This window comes from Actinoallomurus acanthiterrae (genome assembly GCF_054775715.1).
The window spans coordinates 4431379-4453762 of the sequence record NZ_BAAHCO010000001.1 but is presented as its reverse complement, the minus strand read 5'-3'; the positions used below and the strand labels follow the sequence as shown (position 1 = coordinate 4453762).

19 protein-coding genes are annotated in these 22384 nt (G+C 73.7%); 17 read left to right on the top strand and 2 right to left on the bottom strand.

Annotated features, from left to right (window positions below; all coding sequences use genetic code 11):
- Positions 1-46: 46 nt before the first annotated feature.
- Both ACYVF7_RS21550 and ACYVF7_RS21545 read left to right on the top strand, forming a co-directional pair.
- A complete protein-coding gene (locus tag ACYVF7_RS21550) occupies positions 47-415 on the top strand; it encodes a hypothetical protein (RefSeq protein ID WP_460343384.1) in 369 nt (122 codons plus the stop codon).
- On the top strand, positions 415-1392 hold the full coding sequence (locus ACYVF7_RS21545) for an FAD:protein FMN transferase (protein ID WP_460343381.1): 978 nt from the start codon (positions 415-417) through the stop codon (positions 1390-1392). The genes ACYVF7_RS21550 and ACYVF7_RS21545 overlap by 1 nt, the downstream gene beginning before the upstream one ends.
- Positions 1393-1732: 340 nt before the next feature.
- Here the strand turns inward: ACYVF7_RS21545 and ACYVF7_RS21540 are convergent, their stop codons facing one another.
- Positions 1733-2056, bottom strand: coding sequence for a hypothetical protein (locus ACYVF7_RS21540; RefSeq protein WP_460343378.1), 324 nt, complete (start codon positions 2054-2056; stop codon positions 1733-1735).
- 83 nt (positions 2057-2139) lie between these two features.
- Here ACYVF7_RS21540 and ACYVF7_RS21535 point away from each other — a divergent pair, with 83 nt between their 5' ends.
- From ACYVF7_RS21535 to ACYVF7_RS21520, 4 genes are all read left to right on the top strand, one after another.
- On the top strand, positions 2140-3423 hold the full coding sequence (locus tag ACYVF7_RS21535; protein ID WP_460343375.1) for an NADH-ubiquinone oxidoreductase-F iron-sulfur binding region domain-containing protein: 1284 nt from the start codon (positions 2140-2142) through the stop codon (positions 3421-3423).
- Positions 3424-3425: 2 nt separating this feature from the next.
- A complete protein-coding gene (locus ACYVF7_RS21530; protein WP_460343372.1) occupies positions 3426-3629 on the top strand; it encodes a ferredoxin in 204 nt (67 codons plus the stop codon).
- A 90-nt stretch (positions 3630-3719) separates the two neighbouring features.
- A complete protein-coding gene (locus tag ACYVF7_RS21525; RefSeq protein ID WP_460343369.1) occupies positions 3720-4286 on the top strand; it encodes a CGNR zinc finger domain-containing protein in 567 nt (188 codons plus the stop codon).
- 159 nt (positions 4287-4445) lie between these two features.
- Positions 4446-6017 carry an amino acid permease gene (locus ACYVF7_RS21520; protein WP_460343366.1) on the top strand — a complete coding sequence of 524 codons (1572 nt, stop codon included), beginning with the start codon at positions 4446-4448 and terminating at the stop codon, positions 6015-6017.
- Here ACYVF7_RS21520 and ACYVF7_RS21515 read toward each other — a convergent pair.
- Positions 5949-6608: a TetR/AcrR family transcriptional regulator gene (locus ACYVF7_RS21515; protein ID WP_460343363.1), complete on the bottom strand. Its 660-nt coding sequence runs from the start codon at positions 6606-6608 to the stop codon at positions 5949-5951. The genes ACYVF7_RS21520 and ACYVF7_RS21515 overlap by 69 nt on opposite strands.
- 171 nt (positions 6609-6779) lie before the next feature.
- On the opposite strand from ACYVF7_RS21515, the gene ACYVF7_RS21510 reads away from it, so the two are divergent.
- The 11 genes from ACYVF7_RS21510 (at position 6780) to ACYVF7_RS21460 (ending at position 22381) form a co-directional block, all read left to right on the top strand.
- Entirely contained in the window at positions 6780-7577 is a 798-nt protein-coding gene (locus ACYVF7_RS21510) for an urea amidolyase associated protein UAAP1 (RefSeq protein ID WP_460343360.1), read from the top strand.
- Positions 7574-8170: an urea amidolyase associated protein UAAP2 gene (locus ACYVF7_RS21505; RefSeq protein WP_460343357.1), complete on the top strand. Its 597-nt coding sequence runs from the start codon at positions 7574-7576 to the stop codon at positions 8168-8170. Before ACYVF7_RS21510 ends, ACYVF7_RS21505 begins: the two co-directional genes overlap by 4 nt.
- Positions 8167-11685 carry a 5-oxoprolinase/urea amidolyase family protein gene (locus ACYVF7_RS21500; protein ID WP_460343354.1) on the top strand — a complete coding sequence of 1173 codons (3519 nt, stop codon included), beginning with the start codon at positions 8167-8169 and terminating at the stop codon, positions 11683-11685. The genes ACYVF7_RS21505 and ACYVF7_RS21500 overlap by 4 nt, the downstream gene beginning before the upstream one ends.
- On the top strand, positions 11678-13315 hold the full coding sequence (gene atzF / locus ACYVF7_RS21495; RefSeq protein ID WP_460343351.1) for an allophanate hydrolase: 1638 nt from the start codon (positions 11678-11680) through the stop codon (positions 13313-13315). Before ACYVF7_RS21500 ends, atzF begins: the two co-directional genes overlap by 8 nt.
- Before the next feature lie 172 nt (positions 13316-13487).
- Complete coding sequence (locus tag ACYVF7_RS21490; protein ID WP_460343348.1) at positions 13488-14645, top strand: hypothetical protein; 1158 nt, start codon at positions 13488-13490, stop codon at positions 14643-14645.
- A 500-nt stretch (positions 14646-15145) separates the two neighbouring features.
- Positions 15146-17119: a serine/threonine-protein kinase gene (locus tag ACYVF7_RS21485; protein WP_460358034.1), complete on the top strand. Its 1974-nt coding sequence runs from the start codon at positions 15146-15148 to the stop codon at positions 17117-17119.
- A 2-nt stretch (positions 17120-17121) separates the two neighbouring features.
- The gene (locus tag ACYVF7_RS21480; RefSeq protein WP_460343345.1) at positions 17122-18087 is read left to right on the top strand and encodes a PP2C family serine/threonine-protein phosphatase; all 966 of its coding nucleotides are present in this window, start codon (positions 17122-17124) and stop codon (positions 18085-18087) included.
- On the top strand, positions 18084-19376 hold the full coding sequence (locus ACYVF7_RS21475) for a vWA domain-containing protein (RefSeq protein ID WP_460343342.1): 1293 nt from the start codon (positions 18084-18086) through the stop codon (positions 19374-19376). Before ACYVF7_RS21480 ends, ACYVF7_RS21475 begins: the two co-directional genes overlap by 4 nt.
- A 2-nt stretch (positions 19377-19378) precedes the next feature.
- Positions 19379-20128, top strand: coding sequence for an FHA domain-containing protein (locus ACYVF7_RS21470; RefSeq protein ID WP_460343339.1), 750 nt, complete (start codon positions 19379-19381; stop codon positions 20126-20128).
- Entirely contained in the window at positions 20125-21543 is a 1419-nt protein-coding gene (locus tag ACYVF7_RS21465; protein ID WP_460343336.1) for a hypothetical protein, read from the top strand. The genes ACYVF7_RS21470 and ACYVF7_RS21465 overlap by 4 nt, the downstream gene beginning before the upstream one ends.
- A 13-nt stretch (positions 21544-21556) precedes the next feature.
- Entirely contained in the window at positions 21557-22381 is an 825-nt protein-coding gene (locus ACYVF7_RS21460; protein WP_460343333.1) for a glutamate ABC transporter substrate-binding protein, read from the top strand.
- Positions 22382-22384 lie beyond the last annotated feature (3 nt).

Below are 22384 nucleotides of genomic sequence, written 5' to 3'. Positions count from 1 at the left end.
CGCCGACGACACTCGAACGTGAGCGCATGTCGAGGGGGAACGAACGATGCAGCATCCCGAACGTTCACGTCGACGCCGGCGCGACGCCGGCCTGAACCAGGTGACGGCCTGGACCCGCCGGGCGGTCGGCGTCGGCGTCGTCCTGTCCGGCCTGCTGGCGGCCGGTCTGGCGAACCTGCTGCCGGGGCAGGCCGCCGACCGGCCGCACGTCGGCCCGGCGGCTCCAACGTCCTCGGAGGAGCCGGCCACGCCGCCGACCGTGAGCTTCTCGCCGTCCGACTCGACCGGCTCCTCCCCCTCCGCGCGGCCGCACCGGACCCACCGTCACCATCTCACTCCGCCCACGACGGCGCCGGCCGCTCCGCCGAGCGCCCCGGCCCGGCATCCGACGCACGCGACCTCGGGTGGCTCGTGATGACGGGCGCGGTCAGCTTCCCGATCTGGGGAACGACGGCGCGGCTCCTCGTCACCGACCCGAAGCGACTCGACGCGGCGCGGGCCGCCCTCGACGCCGAGCTCACGGCGATGGGGGCGGCGTGCGACCGGTTCCGCGCCGACTCGGAGCTGTCGCGGCTCAACGCCGCGGCCAGCCGGCCGGTCCAGGTGTCCGCCTTGTTCGCCCGAACGCTGAAGCGGGCGCTGGAGGTGGCCGAGGCGACCGATGGCGTGGTGGACCCCACCGTCGGGGCCGCGCTGGTGGCCGCCGGGTATGACCGGGACATCGCGGAGGTCGGCCGTGACGGTCCGGCTCCGCGCCTGGTGCGGCGACGGGTCGCCGGCTGGCGCACGGTGCGGCTCGACGGGCAGCTCGTGCGGCTGCCCCGCGGCGTGCGGCTGGACCTGGGCGCGACGGCGAAGGCGCTGGCCGCCGACCGGGCCGCCGCGCGGGCGTTCGCGGACACCGGCTGCGGGGTGCTCGTCTCGCTGGGCGGCGACATCGCGGTCAGCGGGCCGCCGCCTGACGGCGGCTGGCGGATTCACGTGACCGACGACCACCGCGACGACGGGTCGGTCACCTCCGGCCAGGACGTCGTGATCACCACTGGTGGCCTGGCCACCTCCTCGGTGACCGTACGGTGCTGGCGGCGCGGAGAGCAGCGGCTGCACCACATCATCGACCCGGCGACCGGCGTTCCCGCCGCCTCCTGCTGGCGTACGGCCAGCGTCGCGGCGGCCACCTGCGTCGATGCCAACGCCGCCGCGACCGCGGCCCTGGTCAAGGGCTGGGTCGCGATCCCCTGGCTGACCGATCTGCGGCTGCCGGCCCGCCTGGTTCGTCTCGACGGGCGTCCGTTCGCCTTGGGCGGCTGGCCCGATGAGACCGCCGTGGCGGTCGGAGGGGTGGCCGGCCCGTCCGTGGAGGGGCGGTCGCCGGGAGGGCGGGCAGGATGAACCTCCTGTGGTACGCCACACGCGCGACCGGAGAGGTCACGCTGCTGTTCCTCACGGTCGTGCTGACGCTCGGCGTGCTGTCGGCTCTTCGCGTCGGCGGTCGGCGAGCGCCCCGTTTCGTTCTCGCCGGGCTGCACCGCAACCTCACCTTGGCCGGCCTGGGCTTCCTCGCCGTGCATATCGCGACCACGGTCGCCGACTCCTACGCGCCGATCTCCCTGACCGACGTCGTCGTGCCGTTCGGCTCGGCGTACCGGCCGATCTGGCTGGGCCTGGGCACCGTCGCGTTCGACGTGATGGTCGTCCTCACGGCGACCAGCCTGCTGCGGACCAGAATGGGCTACCGGAGCTGGAAGGTGCTGCACTGGGCGGCGTACGCCTGCTGGCTCGCGGCCATCGTGCACGCGCTCGGTACCGGTTCGGACGTCCGGTCCTCGCTGTTCCTCATGCTCGCCGGGATCTGCGCCGCCGTCACACTCGCCGCTGTGGCCTGGCGGCTGGCCGCCGCGGGGCCGGGCAATGCGGGGCTGCGGGCCGGGACCGGGCTGCTGACGCTCGTGACGGCCCTGGTCGTCGGCGCCTGGACCGTGTCCGGACCGCTGGCCGGCGGCTGGGCCCGGCGCTCCGGCACGCCCGCCTCGCTGCTCGGGAACGCGAGCACCACGGGGACGACCGGCGATACGCCGGCCCACGGCCGACTCGGGCCACGCCATCGGCCGGTGGCGGCGGCGAGAGAGAGGGCGGGCGGTGACCGCCGGAACGGCGGCCCCGCACGCCGTACGCCTGCTCGCCGGATATCACGCGTTGGGCCGACGGGCGGGGCTGGACGACCACCTGGCACAGTACGGCACGCCGCCTCTGACCGCGGCGGGCGCCGCGTTGATCCAGGCCGTCGAGGAGTCCGGGCTGACCGGCCGGGGCGGTGGCGGGTTTCCGACCGGCCGCAAACTTCGCTCGGTGGCGGCCGGACGACGGTCCGCCGTAGTGGTCGTCAACGCCGCCGAAGGCGAGCCGGCCAGTGGCAAGGACCACGCGCTGCTGACGGTCGCGCCGCACCTTGTGCTGGACGGGGCCGCGCTCGCCGCCGGCGCCGTCGGCGCACGCGAGATCGTGGTATGCGTGCACGCCGAGCGGAGGAGCGGCGCCGTCACCCTGGAGGGCAGGGTCCGGCAGGCGGCCTCCGAACGCGAGCAGGCGCGGCTGGCGCCGGTGCCGATACGGGTGACCGCCGTACCACCCCGCTACGTCGCCGGCGAGGAGACCTCTCTGGTCCGCTGGATCAACGCGGGCGACGCCCGGCCGTCCGTCGCGCCGCCCCGCCCCTTCGAGCGCGGCGTCGGCGGCCGGCCGACGCTCGTCAGCAACGCCGAGACGTTCGCCCACATCGCGCTGATCGCACGGTACGGTCCCGACTGGTTCCGCTCGTGCGGCAGCCAGGAGGCGCCGGGCACGGCTCTGTTCACGGTGTCGGGCGCGGTCACACGCCCCGGCGTGGTCGAGGCACCGCTCGGCACGCCGGTCGGCGAGGTCCTGCGGCTGGCCGGCGGCCCGTCCGAGCCGCTGCAGGCCGTTCTGGCCGGCGGGTACGGCGGCACCTGGCTGGCGCCGAAACTGCTGAACGTCCCGACGACACCGTCGGCGTTCAAGGCCGTCGGCCTCGCGTTGGGACCGGGCATCCTGGTCGCGCTTCCCGAGCAGGCGTGCGGGGTGGCCGAGTCGGCACGAGTCCTGGCCTGGCTTGCCGCCGAGACGGCCGGACAGTGCGGCCCCTGCCTCCACGGGCTGCCGGCGATCGCCGCGGACTTCGCCAAGCTCGCGTCGTGCCGGGTCAGCACGGAACTGTACCGCCGGCTCGACCGGCGACTCTCGGTCATCGCGGGCCGTGGCGCCTGCCGTCACCCGGACGGCGCCGTGCGGTTCGCGGCCAGCGCCCTACGCGTCTTCGGACGGCACCTGCGAGTCCACACGCGTGCGGAGGGTTGCCTGCTCGCCCAGTGGCCGTCGGTCCTGCCGATCCCCGAGGAGTGGTGAACGTGTCGTGGCGGCTGAGGGTCGACCCGATCGCCTGCACGGGGCACGGCCTGTGCGCGGAGCTTCTCCCGGAGACGATCGACCTGGACGAGTGGGGCTACCCGATCATCGGGACCTTGCCCGACCGGCTGCTGCCGCTGGCACGCCGCGCGGTGGCGGACTGTCCGACCCTGGCGTTGCTCCTCGAACGCGACCGCACGCACTGACCCGTTTCTTGCGCGCCGTGGGCATGACGTCGCAGGCCTTGACGACAACCCCTCTCTAACGCATCATTGCAATGATATACCGTTAGAACCGTGAGTGATCTCGTCCCCCTGACCGGTGAGCCGCTGGCGCTCGACCTGGTCAACACGCGACCCTACGACGCGGACCTGCTCGGCTCCCCCGCCGACCTGCGTGCGTGGCTGGAGCTGGAGGCCGACCGGCTTCCCGATCCGCCCGCGCACGAGGCCGCGGGCCTGATCGCCGCCGACGTGGCGGCCGTGCACGCCGTACGGGACGCCGCCGGCGTCGCGGTCGACCATGCCCGGCGCGGCGAGCGGCCTCCCGCGTCCGCGCTGGACGCGCTGAACGACGCGCAGCGCGCCGCGCCCGCCATCCGCGAGTTGGCCTGGGACGGTTCGTCGATCATCGCCGCCCGCCGCCGCAGCGGTACCGCCGGGGTGCGCCTGGCGGCCTGGCTGGCCGAGGCCGCCGCGGAGCTCGTCGCCGACCCCGAGGTCACCAAGGTGCGCGAGTGCGAGGCCGAGGACTGCGTGATGCTGTTCCTGCCCGCCCATCCGCGCCGCCGGTGGTGCTCGGCGGCCCGCTGCGGCAACCGGGCCCGCGTCGCGCGCCACTACCAGCGCCACAAGCCCGCCTGAGCCGCACGCCGGCGACCTCGTGACCTCGGCTCCCGGCGGGGTGCGGGCGCGATCGGCGGTAGGACCTTTTTACGGCGCGGGCACAGCCATGACACACGCGGGAAACGGGCGATCCGTATCTATCTGTCAACCGACAGGAATTACTCCCCGGGAGCCCGCATGGCACTCATGGATCCCTCCACCGTCTCCGATCCTCCTCCGGGCGACGAAGGCACGCTCCAGGCGTTCGGTTATCGGCAGCAGCTGCACCGGAGCATGGGGAGGTACGCCTCGTTCGCCGCGGGCTTCTCCTTCATCTCGGTGCTGACCACCGTCTTCCAGTTCTTCGGCCTGGGATACGCCTTCGGCGGGGCCGCGTTCTTCTGGACCTGGCCCGTCGTCCTGGCCGGGCAGTTCCTCGTGGCCCTCTGCTTCGCGGAGCTGGCGGCGCGATACCCGATCTCCGGGGCGATCTATCAGTGGTCCAGCCGGCTGGGTCACGCCACCTTCGGCTGGTTCGCGGGCTGGATCATGATCCTTGGACAGATCGTGGTCGTCGCCGCGGCGGCGCTGGCGCTGCAGGTGGTGCTGCCGGCCATCTGGTCGGGGTTCCAGCTCGTCGGCCATGACCCGTCGCCGGTCTCGGCCGACGGCGCCGGGAACGCCGCCGTCCTCGGCGTCATCCTCCTCACGGGCACGACGATCGTGAACCTGCTCGACATCAAGATCCTCGCCCGGATCAACGTCATCGGCGTGACCGCCGAGATCGTCGGGGCGACCCTGATCGTCGTGCTGCTGCTCACGCACGCCGAGCACGCGCCGACCGTCACCTTCCACACCGGGGTGCCGGGCAGCGCGTTCGGCGCGCTGCTGGTCGCCGCCTTCGCCGCGGCGTACGTGCTGATCGGCTTCGACAGCGCCGGGGAGATGAGCGAGGAGACGCGCAGCCCGCGGGCCGTCGCGCCCCGCACCATCCTCACCGCGCTGGGGGCGGCCGGAGTCCTGGGCGGCCTGATCATCCTCGCGGGACTGCTCGCCGCACCGAGCCTGACGGACGGCAAGCTGGCCACCGATGGACTGTCGTACGTGCTGACGAGCCGGCTGGGCGACTGGGTCGGCAAGTTGCTTCTCGCCGACGTGGTGGTGGCCATCTCGGTCGCGACCCTGGCCATCCAGACGGCCGCAACCCGGATGCTGTTCTCGATGGCGCGCGACGGCGTGGTGCCCGGTTCGCGGCTGCTCGCGCGGATCTCTCCCCGGACCGGCATGCCGACCGGCCCCGCGCTGGTCACCGGTGTGCTTTCGGCGGTCATCGTGGCGATCAACTTCGCGTCCCCGGACGCCTTCCTGGCCATCGGCACGACCTGCATCGTGCTGCTCTACGTCGCGTACGCGATGGTCACGGGTCCGCTGCTGGCGCAGCGGCTGCGCGGCGCCTGGCGCGGCGGCGCTCCCGCCGGAGAGGACGAGCGCGGGAGGCCGCTGTTCTCGCTCGGCCGGTGGGGGTTGCCGGTGAACGTCCTGGCCGTCCTCTACGGCGTCGGGATGGCCGTCAATCTGGCCTGGCCTCGGAAGGCGGTGTACGCGCCGGCCAGTGGCCGGTGGTATTTCCAGTGGTTCACCGCGCTGTTCCTGATCGTCGCGGTGGCCCTCGGCGCGGCGTACCGATGGTGGACCGGACGGTCAGAGCAGCGGGCGGCCGAGCTCCCGCAGACGGGGAAGGTCGTCGTCGGGGACGCCGCCGACGCGTAGCGCGGCGTCCGCGGTCGCCTCCGCCACCTGTTCGACCGGGAGGGCGGAGGCGTCCCTGCGGATCAGGATGACGCCCTCCACCAGGGAGAAGACCAGCCTGGCGCGCAGAGCCAGCTCGTCCTCGGTGAGCGTGCTCGCGACGGCGGTGCGCGCCAGCAGGCCGGCGTACGCCTCTTTGAGCGCGTCGCGCAGCTCCTGGAAGCGCGCGAACCGCTCCGCCTCCGGGAGCAGGTAGAGCACGCCCAGGTTGTGGGGCCCCGAGCACAGCAGGCGAACGTCGCGCACGCACAGCGCCCACAGCCGGGCCTCGGCGGGGGCGGGCGCGTCCATGAGGGCGCGGGCGGCCTCCAGCGACGGACGGACCGTGCTCTCCAGGAGGTCGGCGAGGATCTCCTCCTTGCCCTTGAAGTAGTGGTAGATCGACGCCTGCCGGATCCCGGCGCGCTCGGCGACCTCGCGCGTCGTCGTCGCGGCGTACCCCTGCCCGGTGAACAGCTCCGCCGCCGCCGCGAGCACCTCCTCGCGGGGAGTGAGTCCGGACGGGGGTGTGGCGACGGCCCGGGGCCGGCCGACTCTTCGGGGCGCACTCACGGCTGAATCCTCGCACGGTCGCCCGGAGGCCACCGACCGGCGCCCGCCGGGCGACCGGCGACCCGTGGCACGCGCTCGGCGGTAACAGGACGGAAACGCGGCGGCCGTATCCGAGAAACACCGCGCACCTAATTTCTATCGCACGACAGATATTCGACGTCGGGAGACACGATGGCGACAGCGACGACGTACGGCGCGCGTGCCCACGCCCGGGCCCAGGAGGGCACGAAGACCGACACGATGCCCCAGGTCCCGCCTCCTTCCGGCCTGACCTGGGCCGAGACGGTCGCGGGCGGGAACTACACCCACAAGGCACTGGCGCGCGGCACCGAGCTGCGGCTCGTCGACGTCGCCGGAGACGCCTGCGCGCACCTGCTCCTCTACGTCACCGACCGTCCCTGGGAGCGGCTGAACGTCGCCGACACCGTCAAGGTGCTGTGGAACGCCTATCCGGGCGAGGGGCACCTGCTGCTGTCCGACCAGGGCCGTGTCCTGGCCTCCATCGTCTCCTCGACCGCGCCGGTGGACACGATGTGCGGCGTCTCCACACTGCGGCGCAACACCGAGCGGTACGGCGACGGCTCGCCGCAGGGCGGTTCGCCCGCCGGGCGTGAGCTGTTCAAGCTGGCGGCCGCCAAGCACGGCTTGGAACCCCGCGACCTCCCCCCGTCCCTGTCCTTCTTCCAGGGCGTCCGGGTCGACCCGGAGACCGGGCGGCTGGAGTTCACCGGGTCGGGCGGGGCCGAGGCCGCCGTGACGCTCCGCGCCGAGATGCCGGTCACCGTCCTCCTCGCCAACGCCGCCCACCCCATCGACCCGCGTCCCGAGTACGTCTGCACGCCGCTGGAGGTGACCGCCCGGCCCGGCCCGCCGACGTCACCGGACGACCCGTTGTGGAACGCCACGCCCGAGGGCCGGCGCGCCTTCGCCAACACCGCTGACCACCTCACCGCCCGGGGGATCCAGTGACCATCCGCGACGACGTCGTCCCCGCCCGCGCCCCCTGGTCGGGGACGGTCCCGGCGGGCCGGACGCTCACCATCACCGACCTGGGCGGCAATCAGGCCGTCGACTGCCTGATCTACGACGCCCACGACACGGCGATCCGCTACAGCGCTCAGGACACCGTCCACGCCCAGGGCTGCGTCTTCCTCACCACGGGGAGCGTCCTGATGTCCAACGAGCACACCCCGCTGATGACGGTGACCGAGGACACCTGCGGCCGGCACGACACGGTCGGCGGCGCCTGTTCCAAGGAGTCCAACACCCTGCGGTACGGCCACCACACCTGGTCCCAGCACGCCTGCGTGGACAACTTCCTCGCCGAGGGCGCACGTCACGGCCTCGGCAAGCGGGACCTGGTGAGCAACATCAACTGGTTCATGAACGTCCCGGTCGAGGCGGACGGGACGCTGGGGATCGTCGACGGGATCTCCGCGCCCGGCCTCACGGTGACGTTGCGCGCCGAGACCGACGTCCTCGTGCTGGTCTCCAACTGCCCGCAGATCAACAACCCCTGCAACGGGTTCGACCCGACGCCGGTGAGGATGGCGATCCAGTGATCGACACCCTGCTCGTCGCCAACCGGGGCGAGATCGCCGTCCGGATCATCCGCACGGCGCGGCGGCTGGGCTTGGCCACCGTCGCCGTCTACTCCGACGCCGACCGCGGCTCCGCCCACGTCGCCCTCGCCGACCACGCGGTGCGGCTCGGCGCCGCCCCCGCCCGGGACAGCTACCTCGACGCCGCCAAGGTGCTGCGAGCGGCCATCGACAGCGGCGCCGACGCCGTTCATCCCGGGTACGGGTTCCTGTCCGAGGACGCCGCCTTCGCCCGCATGGTGGAGGACGCCGGACTCGCGTTCGTCGGGCCGTCCCCCCACCAGATCGAGCTGTTCGGCGCCAAGCACACCGCGCGGGCGACGGCCGAGGCGGCGTCCGTACCGCTCCTGCCCGGCACCGGGCTGCTGCCCGACCTGGACGCCGCCGTCACCGCCGCCCGCGAGATCGGCTACCCGGTGATGCTGAAGGCGACCGGCGGTGGCGGCGGCATCGGCATGCGGGCCTGCCGGAGCGAGGCCGAGCTCACCGAGGCCTGGGAGAGCGTCCGTAGGGTCGCCGCGGCCGGGTTCGGCACCGACGGCGTCTTCCTCGAACGCCTGGTGGACGGCGCCCGCCACGTCGAGGTCCAGGTGTTCGGGGACGGCCTCGGCCGGGTGCTGACGTTCGGCGACCGGGACTGCTCCCTGCAACGCCGCCACCAGAAGGTCCTGGAGGAGGCTCCCGCGCCCGGGTTGCCGCCGCGCGTGCGCGACCTGCTGGCCGGCAGCGCCGCGACGCTGTGCGCCTCCGTCGGCTACCGGTCGGCGGGCACCGTGGAGTTCATCTACGACCCGGTCCGGGAGCGGCCCTACTTCCTGGAGGTCAACACGCGGCTGCAGGTCGAACACCCGGTGACGGAGGCGATCTACGGGATCGACCTGGTCGAGTGGATGCTGCGGCTCGCCCAGGGCGACCGGTCGCTCGTACGGGCCGGGGCCCCGCGCCCGCGCGGTCACGCCGTCGAGGTCCGCGTCTACGCCGAGGACCCCGGCAAGGACCACCGGCCGAGCGCCGGCCTGCTGACCCGGGTGGAGTTCGCCGACGACGTCCGTGTCGACACCTGGGTCGAGAACGGCACCGAGGTCACCACCTCCTACGACCCGATGCTCGCCAAGGTGATCGCCCACGGCGCCGACCGCGCGCGGGCCCTGGCGAAGCTGCGCGCGGCGCTGGACGCCACTCGGCTGGACGGCGTCGAGACCAATCTCGGCCTGCTGCGCGCGGCCGTCCGGGACGACAGGGTCGCGGCCGCCGTCCACGACACCGCGACGCTGGCGGAGATCCGCGACGGCTCCCGGCGGATCGAGGTGGTCCGCGGGGGCCTGCTGACCACCGTGCAGGACTGGCCCGGCCGGACCGGCTACTGGCAGGTGGGCGTACCGCCGTCCGGGCCGATGGACGACCGGTCGTTCCGGCTGGGCAACGTCGTCGTCGGCAACGCGCCGGGCACGCCCGGACTGGAGTGCACGCTGAAAGGGCCGGCCCTCCGGTTCTCCCACGCCACCACGGTGTGCGTCACCGGCGCGCCGGCCGCGGTCACCGTGGACGGCGTCACGGTCCCGCGGTGGGAGCCGGTCACCGTCCCCGCCGGGGCGGTCCTGGACATCGGCGCTCCCTCGGCCGGGATGCGGACCTACCTGCTGGTCGCCGGCGGTGTCGACGTTCCGCCGTTCCTCGGCAGCGCCGCCACCTTCACCCTCGGCGGGTTCGGTGGCCACGGCGGACGCGCGCTGCGGACCGGAGACGTCCTGCACGGCGGCCTCGAGCGACCCGGCGCGCCGGTCCCGGCCGCCGAACGCCCCGTCTTCGCCGGCGAGTGGGCGCTCGGGGTCGTCGAGGGGCCGCACGCGGACGCGGAGTTCTTCACCGCCGACGACATCCGGGAGTTCTACGCCGCACGCTGGAAGGTCCACCACAACTCGGCGCGCACCGGCGTACGCCTGGTCGGGCCGAAACCGCGGTGGGCCCGCCCGGACGGCGGCGAGGCCGGACTGCACCCGTCCAACATCCACGACACCCCGTACGCCGTCGGCGCGGTGGACTTCACCGGCGACATGCCGGTCATTCTGGGTCCCGACGGCCCGTCCCTGGGCGGGTTCGTCTGCCCCGCGACGGTCGTCACCGGCGAACGCTGGAAGCTCGGTCAGCTCAGGCCCGGCGACACCGTACGGTTCGTCCCGGCCTCGTCTCCGGTGGGAACACCCGGCGACGGCGGCGTGCTGGCCCGGTCGCCGGGGACCGCCGGGCGGCCGGAGGTCACCTACCGGCGCAGCGGCGACGACAACCTGCTCATCGAGTACGGGCCGATGGAGCTGGACCTGGCACTGCGGATGCGCGTGCACGCGCTCGCCGAGGCCGTCGCGGCCCGCGACCTGCCCGGGGTCGTCGACCTCACCCCCGGAATCCGCTCGCTCCAGGTCCACCTCGATCCGGCCGTGCTCCCCCAGGACGTGCTGCTGACGAGCCTCCACGAGGCCGAGGAGAGCCTGCCCGCGACCGACGAGCTGGTCGTGCCGAGCCGGACCGTCCACCTTCCGCTGTCCTGGGACGACCCCGCCACCGGCGAGGCGATCGCCCGGTACACGGCCGGGGTGCGCGACGACGCCCCCTGGTGTCCGTGGAACATCGAGTTCATCCGCCGCGTCAACGGGCTCGATGACGTCGACGACGTCCATCGGATCGTGTTCGACGCGGAGTACCTCGTCCTCGGCCTGGGCGACGTCTACCTGGGCGCGCCGGTCGCCACGCCGCTCGACCCCCGGCACCGCCTGGTCACGACCAAGTACAACCCCGCCCGGACCTGGACCGCGGAGAACTCCGTCGGCATCGGCGGGGCGTACCTGTGCGTCTACGGGATGGAGGGACCCGGCGGCTACCAGCTGGTGGGGCGCACCACCCAGGTCTGGTCGCCCTGGCACCAGCGCGGGCCCTACGAGGAGGGCGCACCGTGGCTGCTGCGGTTCTTCGACCGCATCCGGTGGTACCCGGTGTCGGCCGATGAGCTCCGGGAGCTGCGCGCCGACATGGCCGTGGGACGGCTGGACCTGAAGATCGAGGAGGGCGAGTTCTCCCTCGCCGAGTACGACCGGTTCCTGGCGGCGAACGCCGGCTCGATCGAGCGGTTCCGCGCCCGGCAGGCCGGGGCGTTCGCCGCCGAGCGCGCCGCGTGGGAGGCCGCGGGCGAGTTCACCCGCGGTGACCAGGCCGACGTGGCCGATCCGGTCGAGGACATCGAGCCGCCGCCCGGAGGGAGCGTCGTCGTGGCGGAGTTCACGGCGAGCGTCTGGCAGCTGACCGTCGCGCCCGGGGACCGGGTCGCCGAGGGACAGCGGCTCGTCGTCCTCGAGGCGATGAAGATGGAGTCCACCGTCCTGGCCCCGGCCGCGGGAGTGGTGGACCGGGTACTGGTCGCGCCGGGCGATCAGGTCGAGGCCGGTTCGGCGCTCGTCATGCTGAGAGGAGCGGACGGTGAGTGAGACCGCGCTGGAGCGGGTCAGGCGGGCGTACGACCGGATCGCGGAGGTGGACCGGCCCGAGATCTGGATCACCCTGCGGCCCCGCGAGGAGGCGGAGGCGGAGGCCCGGGCGGTCGACCCGCGGCTTCCGCTGGCCGGGGCCGTGGTCGCGGTGAAGAACAACATCGACGTGGCCGGTCTGCCGACCACGGCGGGCTGCCCCTCGTACGCCTACCTGCCGGATCGGGACGCGCCCGCGGTGGCCCGGCTCCGAGCGGCCGGCGCGATCGTCCTCGGCACCACCAACCTCGACCAGTTCGCCACCGGCCTGGTCGGCACCCGCAGCCCGTATGGCGTGGTCCGCAACGCCGTCGACCCGGAACGGGTGTCGGGCGGGTCCAGCTCCGGCTCGGCGGTCGCGGTCGCCCTCGGCATCGCCGATCTCGCGCTCGGCACCGACACCGCCGGTTCCGGGCGGGTCCCGGCCGCCTTCAACGGCGTCGTCGGGGTGAAACCGACCTATGGCCTGGTGCCCGCCGAAGGGGTGGTCCCGGCCTGCCGGAGCCTGGACTGCGTCACAGTGTTCGCCCGCACTCTGGACGAGGCCCAATTCGCGCTGTCCTTCCTGGCCGGTGGCCCGGTCGCCGCGCCGCCCCGGCGGCCCGGCCTGTGGCGGGTCGCCGTTCCGGCGACCCTGAATCTCGGCGAGCTCGATCCGGGCTGGGCCGAGGCGTTCGAGGCCGCCGCCGGCCGCCTCGCGGCCGCAGGCGCTCGGCTGCAGCCCATCGACCCCGCGCCCTTCCTCGACGCGGCCGCGCTGCTCTACCAGGGGGCGTTCGTCGCCGAGCGGTACACCGCCGTCGGCGACGTCGTCACCGCGCTGCTGGAGAAGGAGGCGCCCGATCTCGACCCGACGGTCGCCGCCATCATCGGCGCCGCCCGCGACGTCCCGGCCCACCGGCTCTTCGCCGACCGGGAACGGCTGGCGTCGCTGCGCGATCACGCCTTCGCCGAACTCGGCGACGCGGACGCGCTGCTGCTGCCCACGGCTCCCGGGCATCCCACGATCGCGCAGGTCACGGCCGATCCCGTCGGCGCGAACAGCCGCCTCGGCCGGTTCACCAACGCCACGAACCTGTTCGGCATGGCGGGGGTCGCCATCCCCTCCGGGACCGTCGCCGGCCTCCCGTTCGGCGTCATGCTGCTGGGACGCGGCGGCAGCGACGACCACCTCGCCGCGATCGCCGCCCTGCTCGCCGCGCGGCCCGCCGCCCGGCTGGCCGTGGTGGGAGCGCACCTGAGCGGCCAGCCCCTCAACCCGGAGCTGACGTCTCGGGGCGCGCGGCTGGTCGCGACCACCGTCACGGCGGCCGCCTACCGGCTGTACGCGCTGGCGACCAGCCCGCCCAAGCCCGGCCTCGTCCGCGTCGGCGGCGGCGGCGCGGAGATCGAGGTGGAGGTGTGGGAGCTCCCCGCCGAGGGTCTCGGCACCCTGCTCGCGGACGTTCCCCGGCCGCTCGGCCTCGGGCGGGTCGAGCTCGCCGACGGCAGCGAGGTCACCGGGTTCCTCTGCGCTCCCGAGGGGCTGCCGGACGCGGTCGACATCACCGGGTACGGCGGCTGGCGCTCCTATCTGGCCGCCCACGGGTAGACGGCCCTCCGCCCCGGGGCGGCGCCAAGGTATCAGTGCGGCATCACCGCTTGTGAGGGTGCGGCCTTTCGTGAAAACTAGTCAGCCGACAAAGGGCGATAACAGAACAAACTTGCTCGCATGCGCTCTTTTTGGGGATGAGCGGTGCGGCGAGAAGTAGGGCGGGGGGCCGTTGAACCGGGACGAGGTGGACCGTGTCCTCGGTCGCCTGCGCGATGAGCGGGATCGCATCACGTCCGGGCTGCTCGAACTCGAGGCGCAGCAGGGGTACAAGCTCCTCAAGGGCGCGCCGCTGACCGGGCTCACCGCCGACCGGTGGAACGAGCTGAGCGACCGGATGGCGTCGCTGTGGCGGTTGTTCGAGGCGTACGGGCGGGTGCTCGGGCAGGCCGAGGAGATCCGGGCACGGCGGAAGAAGCCCGACGACGCGGAGCTGGCCGAGCTGGACCGCCTGCTGCGCGGACCGTCCATCGAGCTGGCCACGCAGATCCCCCTCGAGAAGCGGACGCTGCTCGGCCCGTCCACCGAGCGCCTCTCCCTCGACGCCGTGGTGACCCGGATGACCGCGCTGTACGAGGAGGCTGCCCGGTCGATCGCCGACGTGGACACGGCCTGGTCGGCGCTGCTCACCCGGCTGGACCGGGTCGCCGAGGCGGCGCGTGCGGTCGAGGGACTGCTCGACTCCCTGGGGCCGGATCCGGAGTACGACCGGCTCAAGGGCGACCTCGACGGGCTGCGTGAGACCGTCCGGACGGACCCGCTGTCGATGCGCCCGGCCGCCTTCGACGGCGTCGACGCCGCGCTGGGCGTGCTGCGGTCGCGGCTGGAGGAGGCGGTCCGGGTCCGGGCCGAGTACGACGTGCGGCTGCGGCGCGTCGAGGAGACCATCGGGCTGATCCGCACCGCCGAGGACGAGGCGCTGCGAGTGCGCGAGCAGGTGCTCGCGAAGATCGCGTCGCCCATGCTGCCGGACCTGCCGGAGTCGTCGGCGGCGCTGGCCGACCGGCTGGCCGCGCTCGGCGCCGTACAGGGCCGGTGGACCGACCTCGCCGAACGCGTGACTCAGCTCGAGGAGACGGCGGCGAACGCCCTCGAGCAGGCGCGGACGACCGTGCGGACCATCGCCGGGCTCCTCGAGCGGCGGGACGAGCTGCGCGGCCGGCTCGACGCGTACCGGGCGAAGGCCGGGCGGCTCGGAGGCTCGGAGGACCCCGGGCTGACAGACCTCTACCAGCGGGCCCACGACCTGCTCTGGACCTCCCCCTGCGACCTGCGGCGCGCCACCGCCGCGCTGGCGGAGTACCAGCGTGCGATCGGAGATCGAAATTGAACTGCACTCAGCCCGGCTGTTCCGGAACCGTGGAGGACGGATACTGCGTCGTATGCGGTATGGCACCCACCGCGGCCGTTCCGGGGAACGACCGGTGCGTTCAGCCCGGCTGCACCGGCACCATCCAAGGCGGCTACTGCGACGTCTGCGGCATGGCCGCCGCGGCCCCTGCGGCGACGGCGGCGTCCGCGGCCTCGGCATCCGGCGCGGCGTCGTCACCGGCGTCCGCCGCCGTTCCGGCCCCCTCCCCCGCGCCCGATGACCGCTGTGCGCGCTCCGGGTGCGGCGGCACGATCGTGGACGGCTACTGCGACGTGTGCGGGCTGGCGCCGGCGGCCGGCGGCTCTTCGGCGGGCCCGGCCACGGGCTCCGCGGCGAGCCGGGCCTCGGCCCGGTCCGCGCCCGTCACCGGGGCCAGCCGTGGGACGGGCGTCACCGGGAGCACGTCGAGCCGCAGCGTACGCACCGGGTCGTCGCGGTCGTCGTCGCGGCGGCGCGGCATGCTCGGGGCGGGCCTGGTCGAGGTGCCGCGCGTACCGTACCGGGACCCCGCGTCGGCGATCATGGCCAACCCCGTCGTCGCGGAGAACAAGCGCTACTGCAGCAACTGCGGCGAGCCGGTGGGGCGGTCCCGGGGCGACCGGCCCGGCCGTACGGAGGGGTTCTGCCCGAAAGACGGCACCGCGTTCTCGTTCACGCCGAAGCTGAAGGCGGGCGACCTGGTCGGCGGCCAGTACGAGGTGCTCGGCTGCCTCGCGCACGGCGGCCTCGGCTGGATCTACCTGGCCCGCGACGAGAACGTGAGCCACCGGTGGGTGGTGCTCAAGGGCCTGCTCGACACCGGTGACGCCGACGCGCTGGCCGCGGCGACGGCCGAGCGCGCCTTCCTCGCAGAGGTCGAGCACCCCAACATCGTCAAGATCTACAACTTCGTGCAGCACGACGGCTCCGGGTACATCGTCATGGAGTACGTCGGCGGCCGGCCGTTGAAGGACATCCTCAAGGACCGCCGCGAGGCCGCGGGGCCGGACGCGTCGCTGCCGCTCCCTCAGGTGATCGCGTACGGCATCGAGGTGCTGCGCGCCTTCGACTACCTGCACGGCCTCGGCGTCCTGTACTGCGATTTCAAGCCGGACAACGCGATCCAGTCCGAGGAGCAGCTCAAGCTCATCGACCTCGGCGGGGTCCGCCGCATCGACGACGTCGACGGCGCGATCTACGGCACGGTCGGCTACCAGGCGCCCGAGATCGCCGACGAGGGTCCCTCGATCGGCTCCGACCTCTACACCGTGGGCCGGACGCTCGCCGTGCTGAGCTTCCCGTTCAAGGGCTACACCGGTAAGTGGGAGGCGAGCCTGCCGCCGCGCGAGGAGGTGCCGGTGCTCGCCAGGCACGAGTCGTACGACCGGCTGCTGCGCCGCGCCACCGACCGCGACCCGGCGTTCCGGTTCCAGGACGCCTCCGACATGGCGGACCAGCTCACCGGGGTGCTGCGCGAGGTGCTGTCCGCCGAGGACGGCAAGGCGCGCCCGGCCGCGTCGACGACGTTCGGGATGGAGCGGTTCACGGCGGGCGACGTGTTCGAGCCGCTCCGCCCAGCGGACGCCGCGGCGACGCTGCCGGCGCCGCTCGTGGACTCCTCCGACGCCGCCGCCGGTTTCCTCGCCGGCCTGACCGCACTGGAGCCGGAGCGGCTCGCCGACGCGCTGGCGAGCGCGCCCACGCGTACGCCGGAGGTCGACCTGACGCTCGCCCGGGTGCGCATCGAGCTGGGCGACACGGCGGGAGCGCACGCGGTACTCGACGCGCTGCCACCGGACGACTGGCGGGTGGGCTGGTACCGCGCGGTCGCCGTCCTGGCCGCCGGGAACGTCACGGAGGCGGCGGGCCTGTTCGACGAGTTCTACTCGCTGATGCCGGGTGAGGCGGCGCCCAAGCTCGGCCTGGCGTACTGCCGTGAGCTGCTCGGCGACGCGGCGGGCGCGGCGGTCCTGCACGAGACCGTGTGGCGCACCGACCACGGGTACGTCACCGCGTGCTACGGACTGGCCCGGGCGCGGCTCGCGCTCGGCGACCGTGCCGGCGCGCTCCAGGCGCTCGACTCGGTCCCCAGGATCTCCAGTCACCACATCGCCGCGCAGATCTCCGCCGTGGCCACGGCCGTACGCGGCCGGGGCCCCGCCGAGATCACCGAGGCCGACCTGACCGGTGCGGGCGCCCGGCTGGCCGCGCTGAACCTCGATCCCGGACGCCACGGGCTGCTCGCCCTGGAGGTGCTGGAGGCGGCCCTCAACCGGGTGCGGGCGTCCGGGGACGGCACCGGCGCGGTGCTGGGCACGCCGCTCACGGAGACGGGGCTGCGCCGCAAGCTGGAGGAGACCTACCGGGCGCTCGCCCGGCTGGCCACCGACCGGGCCCAGCGGCACCTCCTGATCGACCAGGCCAACGCCGTCCGCCCGCTGACGGTGGTCTGACCGTGGGCGCATCGGAGAGCTGCCCGAAATGCGGCAGCGAGGTCTTCGCCGACGAGGCGTTCTGTGAGGCGTGCGGCCGGCCCCTGACCGGGGAGCCCGAGGTGACCGGCGCGCCCGAGGTGACCGGCGCGGCGTGCGCGGCGTGCGGGTCGACGGCGTTCAGCGCGGACGGCTACTGCGAGCGGTGCGGGGTGCTGCGGCCCGGTGACCGCGACCACGTCGAGACGGAGGCGGGTGGCGCCGCGGGCGTCACCGACCGGGGCCTGCGGCACAGCCGCAACGAGGACGCGATGGCCCTGACCGTGGCGGGCGAGGGCGTCGCCGCGGTGGTCTGCGACGGCGTGTCGTCCTCTCCCCTGCCGCAGGCGGCCTCCCAGGCCGGCGCCGACACGGGCCTGAAGACGCTCGCCGAGCGGCTCGCGGCGGGCGACGACCCCGAGACCGCGACGCGTACGGCGCTGACCCGGGCCGTCGAGGCGGTCACGGCGCTCGCGGAGTCGCCGCACAACGCGCCCGCCTGCACGTACGTCTCCGCGTACGCCGGACCGGGCGGCGTCACGGTCGGCTGGGTCGGGGACAGCCGCGCGTACTGGCTCGCCGGGGACGCCTCCCGGCAGCTCACCGCCGACGACTCGTGGGCCGCCGAGATGGTCGCGCACGGGGCGCTGACCGAGGCCGAAGCCCAGGTCCACCCGAACGCCCACGCCATCGTCGCCTGGCTCGGCGCGGACGCGGGCGAGATCGAGCAGCACGTCACGGCCTTCGTGCCGGAGGGGCCCGGCACGCTGCTGCTGTGCAGCGACGGCCTGTGGAACTACTACCCGGAAGCGACGCGGCTGGCCTCCGTCATGCCTGCCGCGGATCCGCTGACCGCGGCGCGGCATCTCGTACGCCTCGCGGTGGACGCCGGAGGGCGCGACAACATCACCGTCGTGGTGATCCCCTTCACACAGGAGCACGCGCAATGAGTGAACAGCCGGACTTCAGCATCCGGATCGACCAGAACAAGTACCTGCCGCAGGGTGGCCAGGAGGTCCACGCGATCGTCACGGTCGAGTCGACCGGGGGCCCGGTCGCCGCCGCCGGCACCGGGACGTCCGCCGCCGAGGTCATCATCATCGACACCTCCGGGTCGATGGACTACCCGCGGAACAAGATGATCTCGGCGGTCAAGGCCGCGCAGGCCGCGGTGGACACGCTGCGCGACGGGGTGAACTTCGCGGTCGTGTCCGGATCGAGCCGCGCCACCATGGTGTACCCGCGAGCGGAGGAGCTGGTCCCCGCCAACGCGCAGACCCGCGCCGAGGCCAAGGCGTCGCTGAGCCGGTTGACGGCGACGGGCGGCACCGCGATGGGCGCCTGGCTGGGCCTGGCCGGGCGGCTGTTCGCCCGGCATCCGGAGGGCATCCGGCACGCGATCCTGCTGACCGACGGCAAGAACCAGCATGAGACGCCGGAGCAGCTCGACCAGGCGGTGGCCGCGTCCGTCGGCCGGTTCGTCTGCGACTGCCGGGGTGTGGGCACCGACTGGGAGGTCGCCGAGCTGCGGAAGGTCGCGTCCGCGCTGCTGGGCAGCCTGGACATGGTGGCCAGCCCGGAGGCCCTCGAGGCCGACTTCCGCGCGATGACCGAGGCGGCGATGGGCAAGGCCGTCGCGGACGTCGCGCTGCGGGTGTGGACGCCGCAGAACGCCAAGCTGCGGTTCGTCAAGCAGGTGCTGCCGAGCGTGGAGGACCTCACCGGGCGGCGTACCGACGTGGACGAGCGGTCCGGTGACTACCCGCTCGGCGCGTGGGGCGCCGAGAGCCGCGACTACCACATCTGCGTCGAGGTGCCGGCGGGCGAGGTCGGCCGGGAGATGCGGGCCGGGTGGGTCAAGCTGATGCTCGGCGACCAGACGGTGGCCAGCGGCAACGTCCTGGCCGAGTGGACCGACGACGAGGCCCAGTCGACCCGGATCAACCCGAAGGTCGCGCACTACACCGGCCAGGCCGAGCTCGCCGAGAACATCCAGGTCGGCCTGCAGGCCCGCAAGGACGGCGACCTGGACACCGCGACCGCGCGGCTCGGCCGGGCCGTCGCGCTGGCCCACGAGTCGGGCAACGAGGCCATCGCCGGTCTGCTCGGGAAGGTCGTCGACGTCGACGACCCGGCGACCGGCCGCGTCCGGCTGAAGAGGGACGTCGACAAGGCGGATGAGATGTCGCTCGACACCCGCTCGACCAAGACCGTACGGACGCGCCGGGGCGAGGGCTGAGCATGGCGACCTGTCCGGCCGGGCACAGCTCGACCGCCACCGACTACTGCGACGTGTGCGGCACCCGCATCGGCGAGGCGCCCGCCCCGCCCGCGGCGCCCCCCGCCGCGGCGGCACCCTCGGCGGGAGAAGGGTGCCCCGACTGCGGCACGCCCCGTACCGGGCGCTTCTGTGAGGACTGCGGCTACGACTACGCGGTCGGCGGCGGCCGGCCCACGCCGCGGGCGACGACGGCGCCGTCCGTCCCCACCTCGCGTCCGCAGGCCCCCGCGCCGGCGGCCGGGGGCCCGGACGAGGAGGATCCCGTCACGCGGGACTGGGCGCCCGACAAGGCCCCCGTGCCCGAGCCGCCCGCGACCGACTGGGCGGCCGTCGTCATCGCCGACCGGGAGTACTACGACCGCGTCGTCACCGAGGGCGAGGACTTCTCCTTCCCGCCGTACTGCCCGTCGCGGCGCATCCCCCTGAGCGGGGAGCAGGTCCGGATCGGGCGGCGGAGCGTGTCACGCGGCGTCACGCCGGAGATCGACCTGAGCGAGACGCCCGCCGACCCGGGCGTCTCGCACACCCACGCGGTGCTTCTCGCCAAGCCCGACGGCACCTGGACGCTGGTCGACCCGGGGTCCACGAACGGCACGACGGTCAACGAGGGCGACGCTCCCATTCCCGTCAACGTGGAGGTTCCGCTGCGCGACGGCGACCGGGTGCACGTGGGCGTCTGGACCACCATCACGCTGCGGAGGCTGCGGTGACGATCACGACGACTCCCCCGTCCTCCCCGGAACGGCGGGCACGGGTCCCCGGGCGGCTGCGGATCCGCACGATTCCGGGACGCATCCGCGCCCTGGCGGCCGTCGGCGCCCTGGCGGTGCTCGTCGTCCTCCTGGTCACGACGCTGACCATGCAGGACGCCCGCGACGGGCTGCGGGTGATCGGGCACGACGCCGGCCCGCAGGTGGTCGCCACCGGCGACCTGTACTTCGCGCTCAGCGACATGGACGCCCAGCTCGCCGACGCCCTGCTGATCGGCGGCGACCAAGGCCTGGCCGACCGGCGGGCGGCGGCGCTGCGGACGTACGAGCAGCGCCGCTCCGAGGCGAACCGCGCGCTGCTGCAGGGCTCGCGGCTGGCGGGCGCGGACGCGACGGAGCAGCGCACCGCGCAGGAGATGCTGGACGCGCTCGGCCGCTACGAGCGGCTGGCCGGACAGGCGCTGCTGACCGACGAGCAGTCGAACCACGCCGCCGGGCCCCCGCCGTCCGCCGTCACCGCGCTGTACCGCCAGGCGACCGACCTGATGAAGCTGGACGTGCTGCCGAAGGCGTACAACCTGACGCTGGACAACGGCACGAAGGTCCGCCGGACGTACGAGGCGAAGCGGTCGGCGGTGCTCAACGGGCGCATCTGGGTCGTGCTCACGGGCCTGCTGCTCATCGCCGTCCTCCTCGGCGTGCAGTGGTACTTCGTCCGGCGGTTCCGCCGGCTGGTCAACCCGTTCCTCGCCCTGGCCACCGTCGGCACCCTGGTGCTCGTCGCGGTGAGCGTGGCACTCCTGTCGAGCGAGGCGGGACGCCTGCGCACGGCCAAGGAAGACGGCTTCGACTCGGTGCTCGCGCTGTCGCGGGCCCGGGCGATCAGCAACAGCGCCCACGCGGACGAGGCCCGGTACCTGCTCGACCCCGGCCGCGCCGACACGTACGAGCAGGTCTACCTGGACAAGTCGCAGACGATCCTCTATGTCCCGGCCGGCAACCTCGACACGTACTACGCCCAGGTGGACCAGAAGGTCGGTGGAAGCGACTTCCTCGGTTTCTACGGCACCGAGGCCCACCACGTCACGCTGCCCGGTCAGCAGGAGGCGCTGCGGAAGGTGCTGTCGGGATACCAGAAGGTCCAGGCGAACGACCGGAGCATCCGGCAGCAGGCGACCGGCGGCGACCGCCGCGGGGCCCTGTCCACCAAGCTGAACGCCGGCACCGGCGACTTCGGCGACTACGACACGGCGCTGGTCGCCCTCAAGGACCTGCACGGTCGCGCCTTCGACAAGGCGATCAGCGCCGGCGACCACGGGCTGCGCGGCTGGAACATCATCCTGCCCGGGGCGGCCGTCCTCCTCATCATCCTCATCCTCGCCGGGGTCCGGCCGCGGCTGTCCGAGTACCGGTAAGGGAGCGCAGCACATGCGACTACGTCGAATCGCCCTCGGGCGTGTCCTAGCGCTGACGCTGCTGGCGGCGGCCGGCTGCGGGGTGGCCGGCGGCGAGACGCCGTCGGTCAGCGGAAAGGACCACCTGGTCATCGGCGTGAACAAGGACCAGCCGGGTCTCGGCTTCCGCGACGGGAACGGCGACTACAAGGGCTTCGACATCGACGTCGCCCGCGACATCGCCAAGCGGCTCGGCGCGAAGAACGTGACGCTCAAGCCGCTGGCCAGCGCCGAGCGCGAGACGGCGCTGCGCTCCGGCGACGTCGACATGGTCGTGGCCAGCTACTCCATCACGCAGCAGCGCAAGACCCAGGTCGTCTTCGGCGGCCCGTACTACGTCGCCCACCAGGACATCCTGGTGCGGGGCGCCGACACGACCGTACGGAACGTCCGCGACCTGCGCGGCAAACGCCTGTGCCAGGTCACCGGCTCCGTCTCCTGGCAGCGTGTCACGCAGGAGCGCAAGATCCAGGCCCGCCTGGTGCCGGCGTCCACGTACGGCCAGTGCCTGGACGACCTGACCTCCGGGACGGTCGACGCCATCTCCACCGACGACCTGATCCTGGCCGGCTTCGCGGCGCAGCGGGGGAACCAGGTCCGCTTCGTCAACGCCCCCTTCTCCGACGAGAAGTACGGCGTCGGCCTGCGCCCCGGGGACATCGGCGGATGCGAGGACGTCAACAAGGCGATCACCGAGATGTACCAGGACGGCACCGCCGCCACCCTGCTCAAACGCTGGTTCGGCTCGACGGGCCTGAACGTCACGACGACCGTCCCCCAGTTCGAGGGCTGCGGCTGACGC

What these genes read in the sequence shown, in the direction of transcription:
- ACYVF7_RS21550 (WP_460343384.1), top strand. Translation starts at nt 47, where the DNA reads ATGCAGCATCCCGAACGTTCACGTCGACGCCGGCGCGACGCCGGCCTG.
- ACYVF7_RS21545 (WP_460343381.1), top strand. Translation starts at nt 415, where the DNA reads ATGACGGGCGCGGTCAGCTTCCCGATCTGGGGAACGACGGCGCGGCTC.
- ACYVF7_RS21520 (WP_460343366.1), top strand. Translation starts at nt 4,446, where the DNA reads ATGGCACTCATGGATCCCTCCACCGTCTCCGATCCTCCTCCGGGCGAC.
- ACYVF7_RS21510 (WP_460343360.1), top strand. Translation starts at nt 6,780, where the DNA reads ATGGCGACAGCGACGACGTACGGCGCGCGTGCCCACGCCCGGGCCCAG.
- ACYVF7_RS21485 (WP_460358034.1), top strand. Translation starts at nt 15,146, where the DNA reads ATGCTCGGGGCGGGCCTGGTCGAGGTGCCGCGCGTACCGTACCGGGAC.
- ACYVF7_RS21475 (WP_460343342.1), top strand. Translation starts at nt 18,084, where the DNA reads ATGAGTGAACAGCCGGACTTCAGCATCCGGATCGACCAGAACAAGTAC.
- ACYVF7_RS21470 (WP_460343339.1), top strand. Translation starts at nt 19,379, where the DNA reads ATGGCGACCTGTCCGGCCGGGCACAGCTCGACCGCCACCGACTACTGC.
- ACYVF7_RS21460 (WP_460343333.1), top strand. Translation starts at nt 21,557, where the DNA reads ATGCGACTACGTCGAATCGCCCTCGGGCGTGTCCTAGCGCTGACGCTG.